This is a genomic window from Nonomuraea sp. MTCD27 (assembly GCF_041950495.1).
GTDB lineage: Bacteria > Actinomycetota > Actinomycetes > Streptosporangiales > Streptosporangiaceae > Nonomuraea.
Genome location: NZ_JBGNUW010000004.1, coordinates 538,780 through 558,320 on the forward strand (window position 1 = coordinate 538,780; position 19,541 = coordinate 558,320).

Below are 19,541 nucleotides of genomic sequence, written 5' to 3' on the forward strand. Positions count from 1 at the left end.
CGGGTCAGGTCAGTCGCAGTGCTCGAACGGGCTGTCGTAGGCCGACGCGCCGGCCTTGCCGCCCCACCTGACGCACGTGCCGGCCGCCGAGGCGATGACCGGTCCCGCGTAGTAGCCGTAGTTGCCCGAGTCGGTCTTCCTCGTGCTGCCCTGTACCTCCAGGTAGGCGCTGGTGGCGGTGGCCGTGCCGAGGGACCTCGACTTCAGCGTGGCGACGCAGTTGTTGCCGTTGCCGCTGTTGTAGAGCAGGTAGACGGTGCCGTCGCTGCCGAGCGCGGCCGAGTCGATCACGCTGTAGCCCGAGCCGCAGACCTCCTGCGGGGTGTACGGGTTGGTCGAGCCGCCGCAGTTCCTCGAGGTCAGCGTCTGCTGCGGGTACCCGAACGTGACGCCGTTGAAAACGGCCTTCTGGATGTTGGACGGGTAGCTGGTTCCCAGCCGTACCTCGTAGTGGAGGTGAGGCGAGATGTTGTTGCCCGGCTTGCTGGTGTTGCCGACCGTCCCGATCTGCTGGCCCTGCGAGACGGCCTGGCCGGCGCTGACCGAGCGGACGTTCAGATGGGCGTAGTACGTGGCCCAGCCGCCCCCGTGGTCGATCTTGACGAGGTTCCCGAACCCGTTGGTCGAGCCCTGGTGGGCCGAGATCGCCACCGTCCCCGAGGCGGCGGCCACCACGGGGTCGCCGAGGTCGGCGCCGGCGGTGCTGCCCCGGTTGAAGTCGATCTCCCACGACTGGTGCGCGCTGCTGGCGCTGGAGTTGCCCGTCCAGCTCTGGCCGCAGGGGAACGGCAGCTGGAAGTTCGTTGCGAGTATCTGCGCCTGCGGCGATTCCGGCTCCGGGTCGGCCGCGGCGGCGGAGGTCGTACCCAGACCGAATAACAAGGCGAGGCCCGCGACCATTGCTCCGCTGAGCTTCATGAGGTGATCCTTTCCCGTGGGATCTCTGAGACCAGGGTCCGCACAGGCCGCACAAGAATCGTCCAGAACCGATACAAAGAGCTGTCAGGCCTCCGTAGAGGAGCTGATGCGGATGACGGTCACCTTCCACGTGCTCGGGCCACTCGAGGTCCGCTCCGACGGGCGTCCCGTCCGGATCTCCGGCAGGAAGCCACGACTGTTGCTGGCCACGCTGCTGCTGGACGCGGGGCGGGTGGTCGGCGCCGACCGGCTGGCCGAGGTGCTCTGGCCGCACCGCCCGCCCCGCTCCGCCCAGGCCAACCTGCGTACGTACGTCAGCTCGCTCCGCTCCGACCTCCGCACTGACCTGGGCCCCGAGTGGCTGCGGGCCGACGGCAGCGGCTACGCGATCGACGTGGACCGCGGCGCGCTCGATCTGCTGGCGTTCGAGGACCTGGTCGACCGGGGCGATCACGCCGGGGCGCTGGCCCTGTGGCGTGGCGCGCCGCTGTGCGACCTGCCCGGCAGCCCCGTCTGGGACCGCCGCCTCGAACCCCTGCACCAGCTGCGCCTGCGCGCCGCCGAGGCGATGGTCGAGCGGCGGATCGAGCGCGGTGACCGCGACGGGGCCATCACCGAGCTGCGCGGGCTGCTGGCCGAGCACCCCTACCGGGAGGACCTGTGGGGGCGCCTGCTGCTGACCCTGCACGAGGACGGCAGGAAGGCCGAGGCCCTGCGGGTCTACGCAAGCGTCCGCGACCAGTTCGTGGACGAGCTCGGGGTCGAGCCTGGGGCCGGGCTGCGCGGCGCGTACGAGCTGATCCTGGCGGACGAGGCCCCGACCCGCGCGGGCGAGGCGTCGCCGCGCCGCCGGACCGCCGCCGGGGTATTCCGGGCGGCGCCCCGCCAGCTCCCGCCCGACCTGCCCGACTTCACCGGCCGGGCCGACGCGGTGGCCGAGCTGGGCCGGCCGTTCGCCGTCGCGGTGATCTCCGGGCCGCCGGGGGCGGGCAAGTCGGCGCTGGCCGTGCACGCGGCGCACGCCCTGCGCGAGGCGTACCCGGCCGGGCAGCTCTACCTGGAGCTGGGCGGCAGGGAGCCGGCCGGCCTGCTGGCCGAGGCGCTCAGGGCGCTCGGCGTGGACGCCGCGCCGCCGACCCTGCCCGAGCGCTCGGCGCTGCTGCGCTCGCTGCTGGCCGAGCGGCCCATGCTGGTGCTGCTCGACGACGCCCGCGACGCCGGGCAGGTACGGCCGCTGCTGCCCGGCACCGGCAGCGCGGTGATCGTCACCAGCCGCCGCCGGATCGCCGAGTTACCCGGCGCGGTCCGCATCCAGCTCGGCGAGCTGGCCCCCGAGGAGGCGCTGTCGCTGCTCGGGCAGATCGCGGGCGCGGAGCGGGTGGCGCGCGAGCGGGAGGCCGCCCGCGCCATCGTGGCCGCCTGCGGCGGGCTCCCGCTGGCCGTGCGGAACGCGGGCACGCGGCTGGCCGCGCGGCCCGGATGGTCGCTGTCGGTGCTGCGGCAGCGGCTGGAGGACGACTGGCTGGGCGAGCTGCGGGACGTGCGGGCGACCCTGGACCACGGCTACGAGCGCCTGCCGCGGGAGGCCGCCCGTACTCTGGGCACGCTGGGCCTGCTCGGCGCGCCCGCCCAGCCCGGCTGGGTGGTCGACGCGGCCCTCGGCCGGCACGGCGCACACGACGTCACTGACCTGCTGGTGGACGTCAACCTGCTGGACCTGGTCGGCACCGACCCGATGGGCCAGCCGCGCTACCGGGTGCCCGGCCTCATCGCCCGCCACGCCCTGCAGCGCGGGGACGGCCTGGACGCGGTCGGGCGGGTGCTGGCGGCGTGGACCGCGACCACCGAGCACGCCATGGCGCGGCTGCCTACCACCGTCTTCAGCCTCACCGCCGCCAGGGCGCCGCGCTGGCGGCTGCCCGAGCACACGCTCGAACGGCTGGCCTCCGACCCGGTCACCTGGTTCGAGGCCGAGCACGAGGCCCTGGCCGGGGCGGTGGAGGTGGCGGCCGGGCTCGGGCTGGCCGAGTCCGCGTGGGGGCTGGCCGCCGCGATGGTGCCCTACCTCGACCTGCACTGCCACCTGGAGACGTGGCGGCGCACACACGCCGCCGCCCTGGCCGCCGCCCGCGCGGCCGGCGACAGGTACGGCGAGGCCGCCATGCTGAGGGGCCTGGCGCAGGTGAGCCTCTACCAGGACCGGTACGACGAGTCCGCCGAGGGCTTCACCCGCTCCCGCCGGATATTTCATGAATTAGGAGACAGAAGGGCCGAAGCCACCTCCATCTGCGGCCTCGGAGCGGTCAGCCAGTTCCGCGGCCGCCACGCGCGCTCCCTCGGCCACTTCCGGCACGCCCTGGCGATCTTCCTGGCCACCGGCGACCGGCACGGCGAGGCCTTCGCCCGCCAGGCCATCGGCCGCGTGTGCCTGAAGTCGGGGGACCTGGCGCAGGCGTCGGAGTCACTCGGCCAGGCCATGCGGCTGGCCCAGGAGCTCGGGGACGCCCACCGGGAGGGCTGCGTGTGCCTCCAGATGGGCCACCTGCACCAGGCGATGTCGTTCCACCGGCACGCGTTGGAGATCTTCGAGTCGCTGGGGGACCGGCACTGCGGGGCGTACGCGCTGCAGAGCCTGGCCGGGTTGCAGGCGGCCCGCGGCGAGCTGGCCCCGGCCTCGGCCGGGCTCGAACGGTCGCTGGAGATCTTCCAGGAGCTGGGGGACCGCAGCGGCGAGGCGTCCACCACCCAGCTCCTGGGGGAGCTGCACCGCTCGGCCGGGCGCACGGGGCTGGCGCTCGACTATCTCCGGCACGCCAGCGCCCTGCGCGCCAGCCTCTGACCCAGGTCGGAGCGGATCACGCTGTAGAGCACGCCGTCACGCCACTGACCCGCCCGGAACCCGGCGCCCCTGAGCACTCCGTCACGGGTGAAGCCGGCCTTCTCCAGCGCCCGCTGCTCGGCCACGTTCGTGAGCTCGGTGGACGCCTCGATCCGGTTGGCCGTGGAGTGGTCGAACAGGTAGCGCACGAGGAGCCGCTGCTCCAGCGGTCGCGCAGGCGGTGGGGGCTCTGGAAGCCGTACCACTGGAACTCGCCGGTGCTGTGCGGGTCGCTGGTGAGCCTGTGGACGAAGGGCAGGTCGTCCTCTTCCACAGGGCGCAGGTTGATCGTCATGAGCGGGACACTATGCGGCGTACGAGCCGTTTGAGCCTCGACTCCGGGGCGGCCGGCGCGCTCTCCAGGGCCTGCAGCGCCTCGGCCGCCGTGGGCCGCTTGGCCGGCGAGTGGTCGAGCATCCGGCGCACCACCTCGGGCACCTCGGGGCCCTGGGCGTCGGCGCTGGTCGGGAGCAGGCCGGTGAGGAGCTGGTGGGCGATGACCCCGGCCGCGTACACGTCGGAGGCGGTCGTCATGCGGTCGGGCCGCTCCTGGCACTCCGGCGCCACGTAGTGGGCGTCGAGCACGTTGCCCAGCTCGTGGGCGACGGTGTAGTTGCGCGGCCCCGGCTTGGCGTAGTCGAACCCCGTCAGCACCGCGCGCCCGTCGTCGGTGACGAGCACGGCGGCCGGGGTCAGCGCGCGGTGGACCACGCCGTTGGCGTGCGCGTGCGCCAGCCCGCGCATCAGGTCCTGGATCACGCCCAGCGGGGCGCCCTTGCCCAGCGCCAGGTGCAGCGCCTCGCCGTGCACGTCGTCGAGCACCAGCACGAAGCGGCTCTCGTCGTCGATGGCGAAGAAGTCGCGCGAGCGCACCACGCACGGGTGCGGCGGGATGCGGGCCAGCGTCTGGTAGGCGTTGGCGATGCGCTGCCGCTCGGCCGCCCGCGCCGTGTGGTCGGCCAGCGGGTCGGCCTGGTAGACCCGCAGCAGCACGGTCTCGCTGCCCGGCAGCGTGGCGTTGAACGCGCGATATTCGGTGACCTTGGTGTCGCCGCCGAGCTGCTCCTCCACCTCCCAGTTGCCGAACCTGGGCGGGGCGGTGCTGCGGCGCACGGTCTGGTTGAGTGCGTCGAGGATCGCCGTCATGTACGGCTTCGCGTCGGGGCTGCACCCGCGCCTGACCCGCGAGACGTCGCTCAGCGTGGCCAGCAGGCCGGGCAGGTCGGCGACGTTGACCGCGTCGCGCCCGGCCGGGTCGATCAGCTCGGCGTCGGGCGAGGTCAGCACGACCAGGCTGTCGACGTAGACGCGTTCGAGCTGGGTGGCCCTGGAGACCAGCAGGCCCTTGAGCGCCTTCGCCGTGCCCCGCAGCTTGGCCACCGGAGACCCGAACGCCTCCCTGCGCGGCGGGAACCAGCGCGTGCCCGACACCTCGATGCGCCCCCGGGTGCCCTTGACGTCGACGACCACGAGCGAGTGGCCGGTCAGCACGATCAGGTCCACCTCGAAGACGTCATGGCCGCGCGGGACCTCGACGTTGTGCAGCAGCAGCCAGTCGGCGGGCGCGTGGTCTCGCAGATATGCGATCACGCGCCGTTCGGCGTCGTTGACCGGACGTCCTCCGCCGACGATCTCTGCCATGCCGCCTATCCTCGCACGGGAATCGATTGACAACATGATGTCGAAATGACAAGATGCTGTCATGAAGGGAATCGTTCACCACGCCGTTTACGACACGCTCGCCGACTGGGAAACCGGTCACGCCACCGCCCACCTGCGCAACGGGCGCTACATGCGGGAGCCCGGCGGCTACGAGATCGTCACCGTCGGCCCGACCACCGATCCGATCGTCACCATGGGGGGCCTGCGGATCACGCCGGACCTCGCGCTCGAAGAGCTCTCCCCGGCCGACAGCGCGCTGCTCATCCTGCCGGGGGCCGATCTGTGGGACGCGGGCGCGGAGCTGGCGCCGTTCGCGCGCAAGGCCGGGGAGTTCCTCGACGCCGGGGTGCCGGTGGCGGCCATCTGCGGCGCCACGGCCGGGCTGGCCCGCGAGGGGCTGCTGGACGACCGCGACCACACCAGCGCCGTGGTGCAGTATCTGGAGGCGCAGGCGGGATACGCGGGCTCCAAGCACTACCTCGACCGGGACGCGGTGCTCGGAGGTGACCTCGTCACGGCCGGGCCGACGGAGCCGGTGGCGTTCGCCAGGGAGATCTTCCGGCGGCTCGACGTCTACCGGCCCGAGGTGCTGGACGCCTGGTTCCGGCTGTTCTCCAGGAGCGACGCCACGGCCTACGAGGTGCTGATGGCGGCATGAGCGAGAGCGGTGACCTGCTGTCCGGGCTGGCCCTGGGCTCCTTCCGGCTCTACGGCCAGTTCCTGCACGTGGCGGAGGGTCTGGCGCGGCCGGTGGGGATGACGGCCGCGTGGTGGCAGGTGCTCGGGGCCGTCCTGCGCGAGCCGCTGCCCGTCGCCGGCATCGCCCGGGCCATGGGGATGACCCGGCAGGGGGTGCAGCGGATCGCGGATCTGCTGGTGGAGCGGGAGCTGGCCGAATACCGGCCCAATCCGGCGCACCGGCGGGCCAAGCTGCTCCAGCCCACGGCGGCCGGGCGGGAGGCCATCGCCAAGATCGTCCCCGCCCACCAGGCGTTCGCCGACCGGCTGGTGGGGAAGCTGGGGGTCGAGGGGGCGCGCGAGTGCCTGGAGGCCGTCCAGCGGCTCTCGGCGGCCCTCGACCACCTGAGCGACCCCTCCTGACCCGCCCGGGGGCGTACCCCCGGCCGCGATGACGAGCTCCGGCGTCCGGAATTCATGGTCGTTTTCTATGAGGGCCGGTGATCAATGCCGTCCGGCCGCCGGCTCCATTCGCCGATCGGCGTGCGGGAGATTCTCAAGTTTCGGGTGATCGTTGCCTAACCGGCGGTGAACGATTGCGCGGGCATTCTCGGGGGCGGCCAAAACAAATCTCGTTCGACGGCCTGCCGGTACACGCAATATACCGAGCGCCGTCGATGAGCGGGAAAACCGAGTGCCAAGAAATCGAGGCGCCTCCTTGACCTTCATGAGGGCATTCTGAGTTGCGGTTCTCGCTGCCTGCCGCGATTGTTATTGGCGGCACCTCACAGCCCTGCACAAACGACTATGGCGTCGGGTTTTCCGCGCCGATCCATGGAGGAAACCAAACATGATCCGTCGCATTCTGGCCGGTGCAGCAATCGCGGCCGCCGCCCTGGGCTTCTCCGCCACCGCGGCCTCGGCCAGTGTCGGCCCCAACCCGAACAACAGCGGGCAGAGCATCCTGAGCCAGCTCAGCATCCTCGACGACCTGACCGCACTGAACGACGTCCTCAACGACTCGGTGAAGTACGTCGACATTCTCACGCTGCTGCACCTGAACGACATCGACGCCGACATCCTGAACAACGAGGAAGACACGGGCGACAACAACTGACGGCTCCTCACGTGGCGTAGGCAGGAAGCTGATCGGCGGCTCCCGGGCAATGGCGGGGGCCCGCCCGGCCAAGATTGACTTCCTGGTGCCTTGAGGTACCGATGTACGGGCCGTGGAAATTCGCGAAGCCACGGCACGGGCTTGGTGCGCACCGAGCTCTCAGCGCCGCGCGGCCCAGGTCGATCACTGCAGGACGACCTGGGCCGCGCGGTCGCGTTCAGACCTCGTCCGCCGAATCGACCGGCGGATCGAGGTTGGCCGCGCTCTCCGTCGGCCGTACCACTCCCATGAAGGTCCGCCGGTCGAGCGGATCCACCCGGACGAACTGCCCCGTGTACGGGGCGTGCACCATGCGGGTCGCGTCCACCGCCAGCCCGACGTGCTCGGGCCCCGCGCTTCCCGGGTCGTTGTCGTAGAAGACCAGGTCCCCCGGCTCCACCTGCTCCTTCGTGAGCCTGATCCCCGAGCGCCACTGCTCCTGCGTGGTCGAGCCGATCGGCACCCCCGCCCGCGCCCACGCGTACTCGGTCAGCCCCGAGCAGTCGAACCCCCAGACCTTGGCCCCTTTCCCGATCCCGAACCCGGGCCCCCGGATCCCGCCGCCACCCCACGAGTACGGGACGCCGATCATCTCCATCGCCGCCCGCACCGCGATCGCCCCGGCCCCGGACCGCACGGTCGGAGCCGAGTGGGGTCGGCAAATGTGCGTGGGACAGCCATTGACCGCCGCCGCGGCCGGCAGAACCGGCCCGCCCGGAATCGTGTGCGCCACCGCAATTAGCAGCAGCGCCCGTAGTCCTTTCATGGCATATTCAGCGCTCCCTGACTCGTTGGCGCCGAACCCTGCCGTGGCGCGCACCAGGTCGTTCCTCCGCTAGCATTCCTCCTTCCCTATGCGGATAAAACGCCCTTTGGCCATGCGGTACGCGCGTATGGCCATAAGATGAAAAATTGCCCTGCAAGCCACCCCGGACAAATGAGGGCCACTCGGACATATCCGAACTAGTTGTGATTTACGGCCAAGGAATTGGGGTGCGCATTTGACTTTGACTTAGCACGGCCAGGTTGCGACCCGTCGACGGCCCGCGAGATTGTTACCCGTGGAATCTCGCAGCCCTTGCGAGTGATTTACGATGACGCGCATCCCGCGCCGATTCCGACGAAGGAGAAGTACAGAAATGATGCGTCGCGTTCTTGCCGGTGCAGCGATCGCGGGCTGCCTGTTCGGGTTCTCGGCCACGAGCGCTTCGGCCGACGTCGGCCCCAACGCGTTCAACAAAGACAAGCAGATCCTGAGCCAGCTCAGCATCCTGGACGACGCGACCGTGCTCAACGACGTCCTCAACGACTCGGTGAAGTACATCGACGTTCTCACGGCCCTGCACCTGCAAGACATCGACCTCGATGTGCTCAACAACGAGAAGGGCACGGGCGACAACAACTGATCCGTCCCGGGTGGCGGCGGCTCAGGCCCACGTCCGCACGCCCGGCATGAAGGCGCTCCGGCAGCCACGGCCCCTCGTGGCGGCACCTTGCCGGAGAGACTTCGAGGCCGGTCGCGTGCCCGGGCGCGGGCGCGGCGAGCCCCACCGACGGTAGATCGCGATTCCGAACAGGCCGGTGCTCGTCAAGCCCGCAGCCGGCGCGGGTACGGCCGGCCTGTTCGGAAAGCGCTGCCCGCCATGATTTCCCCGTAATTCGGTCATTTCACGGCGAAAATTACATAGCGTTACATACCTCGTGTAGCCTGGATTCGGGTTAATCGCCAGCGGTCAAGGCGGTCATCCCCTGCCAGTGGCAGTCCGGCAAGACGACCCCCAGAGCGCGTGTTGGGGGGTGCGGGGAGCGTGAGCGTCCAGGAACGGCTGCTCTATCAGGACCAGCAGCTGAGGATCACGGTGGCGACGGCGCCAGGGGTTCCGGCCGTCACGCTGATCGGTGAGATCGACGCCACCAACAGCTCCGCGCTGGCCGGCGCCCTGGCGAGTTGCCGTCAGGGCACCTACATCGTCGTCGACACCGGCGAGCTGACCTTCATCGACGTCTCCGGGCTGCGCGTGCTCGTCATGCCCACGGTGCCGCCTTCGGAGCGCTGGATCCGCCTGCACAACGTCACGCCGTACCAGCGGCGGTTGCTGCGCATGATGGGGTGGTTCTACCAGCCCAGGGTCCACCACGTGCCCCTGTAGGGCTGACGGTCGCGGCCGAGGTGCCGAACCCGGTCGGCCCGCCCAGCCGCCACGTCGGCGGCCGGTTGTGGCGCAGGAGCGACGGCTCGTCATAGCGGAAGCAGCCGCGGTGCCAGTTGAGGATGCCCACCAGCCAGTTGTGCAGCTCCACCACGAACGCGTCGAGATCCCGCCGCGCCTCGGCGTCGAGGCCGAAGTCGTCGCAGACGATCGGCAGCTCGTGGTCCACGATGTGCTCGAACTGCCGCACCCGCGAGGCCAGCAGGTCGTTCACGATGGCCAGCGCCGTCGGGTAGTCGCAGTCGAAGAAGCTCTGCACCACCAGGATGCAGTTGTGCACCTCGCCCTCGAACTCGATCTCCTTCTGGTACGAGAAGATGTCGTTGACCAGCAGCCCGGCGTCCATCATCGCGTTCTCCAGCGCCACCATCGTGCCGCCGGCGTAGAACTCCTCCGGGATCCCCTTCGAGTGCCGCAGCCGGCACAGGCTCATCGTCAGCTCGGAGCCGAAGGTCAGCCGGCGCATCTCCAGGTAGTCCACCGGGTCGGGGACGTGGTGGGCGATCTCGTTGGCCAGCTCCCACAACCAGCCCTCGCACATGTGCTCGACCGCCGTGCGCAGCTTGCGCCGGTCCGCGGGCGGCATCGGCGCGGTCGTGCGCGCCCACAGGTCGGCCAGCCCGCGTTCGAGCGCGCTGGCCGGTGGTGGCGGGGCCGAGCCGTCGAGCGGCATGAACGCCCCGAACCTGGCCACCGTCACCCTGGCCGCCGCCAGGTTGCGCGACCGGCCGAAGACGACGGGGAAGTAGTCGTCCCCGTACGTGCCCCACGCCAGCCAGAACGACGCCAGGTTCAGCTCCTCGGGCGTGGCGTCGGGATGCAGGCCCGCCGCGCACAGCGGCAGGTCGTTGTCGATCAGCTTCTGCTCGTCCCACACGGCCGAGCCGGACACTCCCGGCTGGGCCTCGAGCATGCCCATCGCGCGGCACCAGGCCACGGTGTCCCGCCGGGAGGCGTCGAGGTGCGGCGACAGCCTGAGCTCGAACGGCACGTACAGGTCGGGGATCTGCGAGGGCCCCACCCGCCGGTACGGCACGTGCGCGAAGTTGCGCAGCCGCTTGGCCCCCAGCAGGTCGACCATCGACGACATGCCCAGCGGCCGGCTCGCCCTGGCCCGCGCGTTCATGTACCGGCTGGAGCGCATGTGCCACTCGTGCCCGCCCGACTGCCAGTCCTGCAACCCCTTGACGTACGCCAGCACCCCGGCCGCGCTGAGCGGGTCGATGGCGTGCTCCACGAACAGCGGCCCCAGCTCGAAGACCGCCGTGTGCTCGAACTGCTGCATCCGCGAGGTCAGCAGGTCGTTGACCGCGTCGGCGGCCGCCTGCGTGTCACAGCCCAGGAACTGCTCCAGCACCAGCACGCCGTTGCTCAGCTCGCCCTCGTCCCCGACCTCCCGCTGGTAGGAGAACAGGTCGTTGCGCAGGTGCACGGCGTCGGAGAAGGAGTCCCGCAGCACCCGCATCGGCCGTGACGCCGCGATCCGCTCCGGCACCTCGGCCCCCACGGCGTGCTCGACCAGGCCGGCCGACCAGGGCGCGCCGCCGACCTTGCGCCGCATCTCGATGTACTCGACCGGGTTGGACACCCGGCCACGGTTGATGTTGGCCAGCTCCCAGAGCGACTCGTCGAGCAGGTTGCGGGTGCTCTCCGCGAAGCGCGCCCGCCAGGCCGGCGACATGCTCGGCACCGTACGCGGCCACAGGTCGGCCAGCCCCGCCTCGACCGGGTTGGCCGGCTCCGGCACGGCCAGGTCCCCGCCCATCGGCATGAACCGGGCCAGCCGGTTGAGGTATTTCTTGCCGCCCGCCAGGTCGCCGGTGCGCTTGAAGACCTCCAGGAAGTGGTCGTCGAAGAAGAAGACCCAGACGTACCAGTCGGTGATCAGGCTGAGCTCGGCGCCGTCGCAGTCGGGATGGGTGTAGGCGCACATCAGCGGATAGTCGTGCGCGTCGAGATCGGCCTCCTCCCATACGCCCGAGCCTTCGAGCATGCCCATGTCGCGCGCCCACTGTTTGGAGTGCACGCGAGCCTCTTCAAGATGGGGATTGAGCCGGGCCGGGTACGGCATGTAGAAGTCCGGCAGTTCGAACGGCTGGGTCATCGTCACTCCTTCATGTGGACGGTCAGCGCGCCACCTCGACGTCCTCCAGCACCCCGAGCGCGTCCGGCACCAGGACCGCGACCGAGTAGTAGGCGCTGACCTGGTACGACGCGACGGCCCGCGCGTCGATCCCGGTGAACTTCACGCTGAGGCCCGGCTCCCGCTCGCCGGGGACGCCCTTCTGGAAGAGCCCGACGACGCCCTGGTCCTCCTCGCCCGTACGCAGGACGAGGATCGAGCTGGTGCCCGCCCGGGTGATCGGGATCTTGTCGCAGGGCAGGATGGGCACCCCGCGCCAGGCGGTCACCCAGGAGCCCTCGACCTCGGCGCTGTCGGGATAGACGCCCCTGGCGCTGCACTCCCGGTGGAAGGCGGCGATGGCGCGCGGGTGGGCCAGGAAGAAGCGCGACTTCTTCCTGCGGCAGAGCAGCTCGTCCAGGTCGTCGGGACCCGGCGGGCCGGTACGGGTGTAGACGCGCTGCCCGGGGTGGGCCTGGTGCAGCAGCCCGAAGTCGGGGTTGTTGACCAGCTCGCGCTCCTGGGACTCGCGCACCGCCTGGATGGTCAGCCGGAGCTGCTGCTCCTGCTGGTCCATCGGCTGGTTGTACAGGTCCGACACCCGGGTGTGGACGCGCAGCACGGTCTGCGACACGCTCAGCTCGTACTCGCGCGGTCCGGGGTCGTAGTCGGCGAACGTGCCGGGCAGCGTGGTCTCGCCCCGGTGCCCGGCGGCCGTGACGATCTCGGCCTCGCCCCACCTGTTCTGCGGGGCGGCCCGCCGGGCGCGGTGGCGGGCGAGGTGTTCGCGCAGCGCCGGCGACTGGCTTGCCACCGCGTGGAACTCCTCCCACGGCAGGGCCAGCACCGTGCACGCGGTGCCGGCCTCCAGCGTGTACTCCCAGACCGCGCCCCCGGCTTGCAGATCGGAGCCGGCCCGGTCGGAGCCAGCCCGGTCGGAGCCGGCATGGTCGCCGCCGGCCAGCGAGCCGAGGACGACGCGGTCGCCGTACCGGCCCGCCTGGAGCTTGGTCGCCTTGCCGCGCGCGATGAGGACCAGCTCGTCCGCCGGCCGTCCGGCCCGCACGATCGTGTCGCCGCGCTCGAACTCCCGCTGCTCGAACAGCCCCGCGAGGATGTCGAGCACGCGGTCGTCGTCGAGCCCGTGCAGCGGCGGCAGCTCGGTCAGGCTCGGCGGGACGACCCGGACGCGGGACCCGGTGTTCGAGAAGCTCACCCGGCCGCCGCCGACCGCGTACGTGAGCCGCCGGTTCACCCGGTAGACCCCGCCCGTGACGTCCACCCACGGGAGCACCCGCAGCAGCCAGCGGGGAGAGATCTCCCGCATCTGCGGGGGCGTCTTGGTCGTCGTGGCGAGATTGCGCGCCGCCGCGGTGTCGAGGCTCAGCCGCTGGTCGGGGCCCTGGTCGGGCTGCGTTGACATGAACACCACCAATCTCTGTGGACCGGACGGACGAGGTAGGGGGCCCGGCTAGCCGTTCCTGCCGAGCTCGACGTCCTCCAGCACGCCGAGCGCGTCCGGCACCAGGACCGCGGCCGAGTAGTAGGCGCTGACCAGGTAGGAGATGACGGCCTTCTCGTTGATGCTCATGAAGCGGACCGACAGGCTCGGCTGGTACTCGTCGGGGATGCCGGTCTGGTGCAGGCCGACGACGCCCTGGTTCTCCTGGCCGGTCCGCATGAGCAGGAACGACGTCGTCCGCGTCGAGGAGACCGGGATCTTGTTGCACGGGAAGATCGGCACGCCCCGCCAGGCCGGCACGCGATGCCCGCTGACCTCGCTGGACTGCGGGTAGATGCCGCGCTTGCTGCACTCCCGGCCGAAGGCGGCGATGGCCTGCGGGTGCGCCAGGAAGAACGACGGTTCCTTCCAGACCGTGGACAGCAGGTCGTCGAGGTCGTCGGGGGTGGGCGGGCCCGAGCGGGTGCGGATGCGCTGGCTGAAGTCGGCGTTGTGGAGCAGGCCGAACTCCCTGTTGTTGATCAGCTCGTTCTCCTGGCGCTCGCGCAGGGCCTCGACCGTGAGGCGGAGCTGCTGGTCGAGCTGGCTCATCGGCTGGTTGTACAGGTCGGAGACCCGGCTGTGCACGCGCAGGACCGTCTGGGCCACGCTCAGCTCGTACTCGCGCGGGCTCAGCTCGTAGTCCACGAACGTGCCGGGCAGCACGGCCTCGCCGACGTGGCCGGCCGACATGTTGATCGCGGCCTCGCCGTAGTCGTTCGTGTCGTGGTCGCCGCTCGTCCGCCAGCGCTCCACGTGCTCGCGCAGCGCGGGAGCCTGCTCGGCGAGCTGCTCGAAGTCCTGCCGGGAGAGCGTGAGCAGGGTGGTGGCCGTCTTGGCCCGGGCACTGAACTCGAACTGGCCGCCCTCGATCAGGGTCTGCTCGCCGAGATAGTCACCGTCGGCCAGCACGCCGAGGTTCTGCTCGTCACCGTACGAGCCGCGCCCGACCTTGGCCACGCGGCCGTGGACGATCAGCACGAGCCGGTCCACCGGGCCGCCCTCGGAGACGATCTCCTCGTTGGCCGCGACCTCACGCTGGGTGAAGCGACCCGCCAGCGCTTCGAGCACCTCCATGTCGTCGAATCCGCGCAACATGGGCAGCTCGGTGAGCTCGGCCGGGATGACCCGCGCCTCGGAACCGGTGTTGCTGAAGGTGATCCGGCCGTCTCCCAGCGTGTACGTCAGTCGCCGGTTCACCCTGAACACGCCGCCGGAGCACTGCACCCAGGGCAGCAGCCGCAGCAGCCAGCGGGAGGTGATCTCCTGCATCTGCGGCGGCGTCTTGGTCGTCGTCGCGAGTTGTTTGGCGGCATCGGTGCTGAGGCTGAGCTGTCCGTTGCCGTTCTCGGGAGCGGAGGAATGAGTCGTTTCGGTCATCGTGCTGCACCACCAATCTCGGGGCCTAGCCGGGGTTGCGGGTCGATCGGAGTTCGAGCGGCAGGGAGAACGTGAGGGTCTCCTCGGTCAGGGTCACCGGCTCCACGTCGGCGTATCCGCGGTTCGCGAGCCAGTCGAGTAATTCCACGACCAGCCCTTCGGGGACGGAGGCGCCGGAGCTGACGCCGACGGTCCGCACCCCGTCGAGCCACTCCTCCTCGGCGTGCGCGGCCCGGTCGACCAAGTAGGCCGCGTCCGCGCCCGCGTTCAGCGCCACCTCCACCAGCCGCTGGGAGTTGGAGGAGTTGGCCGAGCCGACCACGATGACCAGCTCGCACTCGGGCGCGATCCTGGTGATCGCCTCCTGGCGGTTCTGGCTGGCGTAGCAGATGTCGTCGCTGGGCGGGTCGGCCAGGTCGGGGAAGCGCCGGCGCAACTCCGTGACCGCCCGCATGGTCTCGTCCACGGCGAGCGTGGTCTGCGACAGCCAGCTCATCGGCCGGGAGCCGTCGGCCGTCAGGTCGTCGGGCCTGGCCGGGTCCATGACGTGGATGCGTTCGGGGGCCTCGCCGAGCGTGCCCTCGACCTCCTCGTGCTCGGCGTGGCCGATCAGCACGATCTCGTAGCCGGCCTCGGCCATCCGTACGGCCTCTTTGTGCACCTTCGTGACCAGCGGGCAGGTGGCGTCGATCGTCCGCAGCCCGCGCCGTGCCGCCGCCCCCTTCACCGCCGGCGAGACGCCGTGGGCCGAGAAGACGACCAGCGAGCCGTCGGGGACCTCGTCGAGCTCCTCGACGAAGACGGCGCCGCGCCGGGTGAGGTCGTCGACGACGAAGGTGTTGTGCACGATCTGCTTTCGCACGTACACGGGTGGCCCGAAGCGTCTCAGCGCCTCTTCCACGGTGATGATCGCGCGTTCGACGCCCGCGCAGTAGCCGCGCGGAGCCGCGAGAAGTACCCGTCCCATGGGGGATCTCCTTACTTGATGCGGTGCGCGAGCTGATCGGCCATCAGGGCCAGCACGGTGGCGGCCTCGGGCTTGATCTGCGCCTCGGCCAGGACCGACACGGCCTCGCGCACGCGTTCTTCGATCATTTGCTCGACCCTGGCCAGCGCCCCGGTGTCGACCAGGATCTGCCGCACCTCGGCGGCGCGCTCCTCGGTCAGCGCGGGGTTGCCGTGCCAGGTCCTGAGGTGGCCGAGCTGGGCGGGTGAGGCGTGCTGGACGGCGTGCGCGTACATCACCGTCTGCTTGCCCTCCCGCAGGTCGTCCAGCGCCGACTTGCCGGTCTGTGACGACGAGCCGAACGTGCCGAGCACGTCGTCGCGCAGCTGGAACGCCTCGCCGAGCGGCACGCCGAACCGCGAGTAGGCGTCCAGCAGCTCCGGCGAGGCGCCGGCCAGCGCGCCGCCGATCTGCAGCGGCCGCTCGACGGTGTACTTGGCGCTCTTGTAGCGGATCACCGTCAGCGCCTCGGCCTCGGTCGCGCCCGAGCGGAGCTGGGCGAGCACGTCGAGGTACTGGCCGCTGATGACCTCGGTCCGCATGGCGTCGAACACGTGGTGCGCGGCCCGCAACCGGGACGGTTCCACCCCGCACGACGACAGCAGCGCGTCGGACCAGGCCAGGCTGAGCGTGCCGAGCAGGATGCCGCCCGCCCGCCCGAACGCCTCCGCGCCCGGGCCGTCGTGCAGCCCCGCCAGGTTCCGGTGCACGGTGGCCTGGCCGCGGCGCAGCTCGCTGCCGTCCATGATGTCGTCGTGGATCAGCAGGCCCGCGTGACACAGCTCAAGGGACGCGGCCGCGCTGATGATCTCTTCGCAATCGTCACCACCGGCGCCGCGCCAGCCCCAGTAGCACAGCTGCGGCCGCACGCGCTTGCCGCCGCCGAGGATGAAGTCGGCCAGCAGGCCGTAGGCGGCTTCGACACCTGGGTCGGAAACCGGGGTGCGCCAGGTTTCCAGGAAACCGCTCAGGCGCCGGTCAATTCTTGAACCAAGGGAGTGCTGAGTGAAGCTCACCGGCATGCGCGCGGCTCCTTCTGTCAGTCCGTCACTACCAATAGTTACTCATTGAATACGGAGCGTGTAAAGTGTCTTTAGTAGCTCAACCCTTCTTTTGCCACAGCAGTTACAAGGTCTGGGGATCTCATGAAGACCCTGCTGCCCTACGTTTCGACCCCTGACGACCTTCGAGCCCTGCCCGCCGAGCTGCTTCCGGGGCTGGCCGGCGAGATTCGCGACTTCCTGATCGACAAGGTGAGCGCGAGGGGCGGCCACCTCGGCTCGAACCTCGGCGTCGTGGAGCTCACGATCGCGCTGCACCGGGTGTTCGACTCGCCCGACGACGTGATCGTGTTCGACACGGGCCACCAGGCATACGTGCACAAGATCCTCACCGGCCGCCGCGAGGGCTTCGACGCGCTGCGCTGCCGGGGCGGCCTGAGCGGCTACCCGTGCCGGCAGGAGTCGGCGCACGACCACATGGACAGCTCCCACGCCTCCACCGCGCTGGCCTACGCCGACGGCATGGCCAAGGCCCGCCGGATCGCCGGCGGCGACACCAGGGCCGTGGTGGCGGTGGTGGGCGACGGCGCGCTCACCGGCGGGGTGGCCTGGGAGGCGCTCAACAACCTGGGCGCCGCCCGGCACCGGCCCGTGATCGTGGTGCTCAACGACAACGGCCGTTCCTACGCGCCGACGTTCGGGGGCTGCGCCGAGCACCTCGGCCGGTTGCGCGCCGCCCCCGGCGTGACCGTCTTCGAGAACCTCGGCCTGCGTTACCTCGGGCCCGTCGACGGGCACGACATCGAGGCGCTGGAGCAGGTCATGCGTACGGCCCGCGAGCTGCGGGAGCCGGTCGTCATCCACTGCGTCACCCGCAAGGGCCGCGGCTACGAGCCCGCCGAGCAGGACCTCGACGAGCACCTGCACGCGATCCCGGTCACCGACCCCGCCACCGGGCGGCCCCGCTCGACGGGCGGGAGCACCTGGACGCACGCCTTCTCCCACCACCTGTGCGCGCTGGGCGAGCGGCGCCACGACCTGGTCGCCATCACCGCGGCCATGCCGGGCCCGACCGGGTTGGCGGCGTTCGGCCGGCGCTTCCCCGACCGCATGTTCGACGTCGGCATCGCCGAGCAGCAGGCCATGGCCTCGGCCGCGGGCCTGGCCATGAGCGGCCTGCACCCGGTGGTCGCGATCTACGCCACGTTCCTCAACCGCGCCCTCGACCAGGTGCTGATGGACATCGCGCTGCACCGGCTGCCCGTCACGCTGGTGCTCGACCGGGCCGGGATCACCGGTCCCGACGGGCCCAGCCATCACGGCATGTGGGACCTTGCGGCGCTGTCCATCGTGCCGGGCATGCGGGTGGCCGCGCCGCGTGACGTGGTGCGCCTGTGCGAGCTGCTGGAGGAGGCCGTGGAGCACGACGGCCCCACGGCGCTGCGCTTCCCCAAGGCCGCGGTCGAGGCGGAGATCCCGCCCGCCGGCAGCATCGGCGAGGTGGACGTGCTGTCGTCCAGCGGCCAGGACGTGCTGCTCGTGGCCGTCGGGCCGATGGCCGAGCCGTGCCTGAGCGCCGCCGCGACGTTGTCGGCGGCGGGCGTCGGCGTGACCGTGGTCGATCCGCGCTGGGTCATCCCGGTCTCCGACGACCTGCGCAAGGCGGCCTGCGCCAGCCGGCTGGTCGTCACGGTCGAGGACGGCATCGCCGCCTCCGGGGCCGGCGCTCTGCTGCGGCAGGCGTGCGAGCCCGGCCGGCACGTGCTCAACCTCGGGCTGCCGTGCGAGTTCGTCGGCCAGGGCAGCCGGTCCGAGCTGCTGGCCGAGGCCGGGCTGACCGGCCAGGGCATCGCGTACGCCATCAGGAAGGAGCTGAACAGGTGGCCGCTGTAGATCTCGGGATACCTTCGGCCCGCCGGCCCCGGCGGGCCTCGCGGACGGTCATGGTGGGTGACGTGCCGGTCGGCGGCGACGCGCCCGTCTCGGTGCAGTCGATGACCACCACGGTCACGGCCGACGTCAACGCCACCCTGCAGCAGATCGCCGAGCTGACCGCGGCCGGCTGCCAGATCGTCCGGGTGGCGGTGCCGTCGCAGGACGACGCCGACGCGCTGCCGGAGATCGCGCGCAAGTCGCAGATCCCGGTCATCGCCGACATCCACTTCCAGCCGAAGTACGTGTTCGCCGCCATCGACGCCGGTTGCGCGGCCGTGCGGGTCAACCCCGGCAACATCAAGAAATTTGATGACAAGGTGGGCGAGATCGCCCGGGCGGCGGCCGACCGGGGCGTGCCGATCCGCATCGGCGTCAACGCCGGCTCGCTCGACCCCAGGCTGCTCACGAAGCACGGCAAGGCGACGCCGGAGGCGCTGGTGGAGTCGGCGCTGTGGGAGTGCTCGCTGTTCGAGGAGCACGGGTTCCGCGACATCAAGATCTCGGTCAAGCACCACGATCCGCAGGTGATGGTGGCCGCGTACCGGCTGCTGGCCAGGAGCTGCGACTACCCGCTGCACCTGGGGGTGACCGAGGCCGGGCCGCTCATGCAGGGCACGGTCAAGTCGGCGGTGGCCTTCGGGGTGCTGCTCGACGAGGGGATCGGCGACACGATCAGGGTGTCGCTGTCCGCGCCGCCCGTGGAGGAGGTCAAGGTCGGCATCGGCATCCTGGAGTCGCTGGGGTTGCGGCAGCGGAGGCTGGAGATCGTCTCCTGTCCGTCCTGCGGGCGGGCCCAGGTGGACGTCTACACGCTGACCGACCGGGTGACGGCCGCGCTCGAGGGGTTCCCGCACCCGCTGCGGGTGGCGGTCATGGGATGCGTGGTCAACGGACCGGGCGAGGCGCGCGAGGCCGACCTGGGTGTGGCCTCCGGCAACGGCAAGGGGCAGATCTTCGTCAAGGGCGAGGTGGTCAAGACCGTCCCCGAGTCGCTGATCGTGGAGACGCTGGTCGAGGAGGCCATGCGCATCGCCGAGGAGCGGGAGCGGGGATAGGCCCAGGCCGGGGAGGGGGCTCCCCGGCCTGGAGCTTCC

Annotated in this window: 17 protein-coding genes; 8 read left to right on the top strand and 9 right to left on the bottom strand. The window is 71.0% G+C overall.

What is annotated here, in order from left to right; genetic code table 11:
* Positions 1-9: 9 nt before the first annotated feature.
* Complete coding sequence (locus ACBJ59_RS14770; RefSeq protein WP_375110718.1) at positions 10-918, bottom strand: M23 family metallopeptidase; 909 nt, start codon at positions 916-918, stop codon at positions 10-12.
* A gap of 112 nt (positions 919-1,030) precedes the next feature.
* On the opposite strand from ACBJ59_RS14770, the gene ACBJ59_RS14775 reads away from it, so the two are divergent.
* Entirely contained in the window at positions 1,031-3,757 is a 2,727-nt protein-coding gene (locus ACBJ59_RS14775; protein ID WP_375110719.1) for a BTAD domain-containing putative transcriptional regulator, read from the top strand.
* Here ACBJ59_RS14775 and ACBJ59_RS14780 read toward each other — a convergent pair.
* Positions 3,718-3,945, bottom strand: a complete 228-nt coding sequence (locus ACBJ59_RS14780; RefSeq protein ID WP_375110720.1) for a GNAT family N-acetyltransferase — start codon at positions 3,943-3,945, stop codon at positions 3,718-3,720. The two genes, ACBJ59_RS14775 and ACBJ59_RS14780, sit on opposite strands and share 40 nt — an antisense overlap.
* Positions 3,946-4,087: 142 nt before the next feature.
* The gene (locus ACBJ59_RS14785; protein WP_375110721.1) at positions 4,088-5,437 is read right to left on the bottom strand and encodes an NERD domain-containing protein; all 1,350 of its coding nucleotides are present in this window, start codon (positions 5,435-5,437) and stop codon (positions 4,088-4,090) included.
* 61 nt (positions 5,438-5,498) lie between these two features.
* Between ACBJ59_RS14785 and ACBJ59_RS14790 the strand changes: the two genes are divergently transcribed.
* From ACBJ59_RS14790 to ACBJ59_RS14800, 3 genes are all read left to right on the top strand, one after another.
* Entirely contained in the window at positions 5,499-6,116 is a 618-nt protein-coding gene (locus ACBJ59_RS14790) for a type 1 glutamine amidotransferase family protein (protein WP_375110722.1), read from the top strand.
* Positions 6,113-6,559, top strand: coding sequence for a MarR family winged helix-turn-helix transcriptional regulator (locus ACBJ59_RS14795; protein ID WP_375110723.1), 447 nt, complete (start codon positions 6,113-6,115; stop codon positions 6,557-6,559). The genes ACBJ59_RS14790 and ACBJ59_RS14795 overlap by 4 nt, the downstream gene beginning before the upstream one ends.
* 427 nt (positions 6,560-6,986) lie before the next feature.
* Entirely contained in the window at positions 6,987-7,253 is a 267-nt protein-coding gene (locus ACBJ59_RS14800) for a hypothetical protein (RefSeq protein ID WP_364114209.1), read from the top strand.
* Between the two features lie 217 nt (positions 7,254-7,470).
* On the opposite strand, the gene ACBJ59_RS14805 is transcribed toward ACBJ59_RS14800, so the two are convergent.
* Positions 7,471-7,929: a C40 family peptidase gene (locus ACBJ59_RS14805; protein WP_375110724.1), complete on the bottom strand. Its 459-nt coding sequence runs from the start codon at positions 7,927-7,929 to the stop codon at positions 7,471-7,473.
* Positions 7,930-8,431: 502 nt separating this feature from the next.
* Here ACBJ59_RS14805 and ACBJ59_RS14810 point away from each other — a divergent pair.
* Together ACBJ59_RS14810 and ACBJ59_RS14815 are read left to right on the top strand one after the other, a co-directional pair.
* Entirely contained in the window at positions 8,432-8,698 is a 267-nt protein-coding gene (locus ACBJ59_RS14810; protein WP_375110725.1) for a hypothetical protein, read from the top strand.
* A 402-nt stretch (positions 8,699-9,100) separates the two neighbouring features.
* Positions 9,101-9,442: an STAS domain-containing protein gene (locus tag ACBJ59_RS14815; protein WP_375110726.1), complete on the top strand. Its 342-nt coding sequence runs from the start codon at positions 9,101-9,103 to the stop codon at positions 9,440-9,442.
* On the opposite strand, the gene ACBJ59_RS14820 is transcribed toward ACBJ59_RS14815, so the two are convergent.
* From ACBJ59_RS14820 to ACBJ59_RS14840, 5 genes are read right to left on the bottom strand one after another with little or no spacing between them, the layout of a single operon-like run.
* The gene (locus ACBJ59_RS14820) at positions 9,366-11,606 is read right to left on the bottom strand and encodes a germacradienol/geosmin synthase (RefSeq protein ID WP_375110727.1); all 2,241 of its coding nucleotides are present in this window, start codon (positions 11,604-11,606) and stop codon (positions 9,366-9,368) included. The two genes, ACBJ59_RS14815 and ACBJ59_RS14820, sit on opposite strands and share 77 nt — an antisense overlap.
* Positions 11,607-11,628: 22 nt before the next feature.
* Complete coding sequence (locus ACBJ59_RS14825) at positions 11,629-13,047, bottom strand: family 2B encapsulin nanocompartment shell protein (protein WP_375110728.1); 1,419 nt, start codon at positions 13,045-13,047, stop codon at positions 11,629-11,631.
* A 48-nt stretch (positions 13,048-13,095) separates the two neighbouring features.
* On the bottom strand, positions 13,096-14,505 hold the full coding sequence (locus tag ACBJ59_RS14830) for a family 2B encapsulin nanocompartment shell protein (protein WP_375110729.1): 1,410 nt from the start codon (positions 14,503-14,505) through the stop codon (positions 13,096-13,098).
* A 25-nt stretch (positions 14,506-14,530) separates the two neighbouring features.
* On the bottom strand, positions 14,531-15,472 hold the full coding sequence (locus ACBJ59_RS14835; RefSeq protein ID WP_375110730.1) for a 4-hydroxy-3-methylbut-2-enyl diphosphate reductase: 942 nt from the start codon (positions 15,470-15,472) through the stop codon (positions 14,531-14,533).
* Positions 15,473-15,483: 11 nt separating this feature from the next.
* The gene (locus ACBJ59_RS14840) at positions 15,484-16,527 is read right to left on the bottom strand and encodes a polyprenyl synthetase family protein (RefSeq protein WP_375110731.1); all 1,044 of its coding nucleotides are present in this window, start codon (positions 16,525-16,527) and stop codon (positions 15,484-15,486) included.
* A 129-nt stretch (positions 16,528-16,656) separates the two neighbouring features.
* On the opposite strand from ACBJ59_RS14840, the gene ACBJ59_RS14845 reads away from it, so the two are divergent.
* Positions 16,657-18,405 (top strand): 1-deoxy-D-xylulose-5-phosphate synthase, encoded by a 1,749-nt coding sequence (locus ACBJ59_RS14845; RefSeq protein WP_375110732.1) that lies wholly within the window; start codon positions 16,657-16,659, stop codon positions 18,403-18,405.
* Positions 18,393-19,502 carry a flavodoxin-dependent (E)-4-hydroxy-3-methylbut-2-enyl-diphosphate synthase gene (gene ispG, locus ACBJ59_RS14850; RefSeq protein WP_375110733.1) on the top strand — a complete coding sequence of 370 codons (1,110 nt, stop codon included), beginning with the start codon at positions 18,393-18,395 and terminating at the stop codon, positions 19,500-19,502. The genes ACBJ59_RS14845 and ispG overlap by 13 nt, the downstream gene beginning before the upstream one ends.
* Positions 19,503-19,541: the final 39 nt, after the last annotated feature.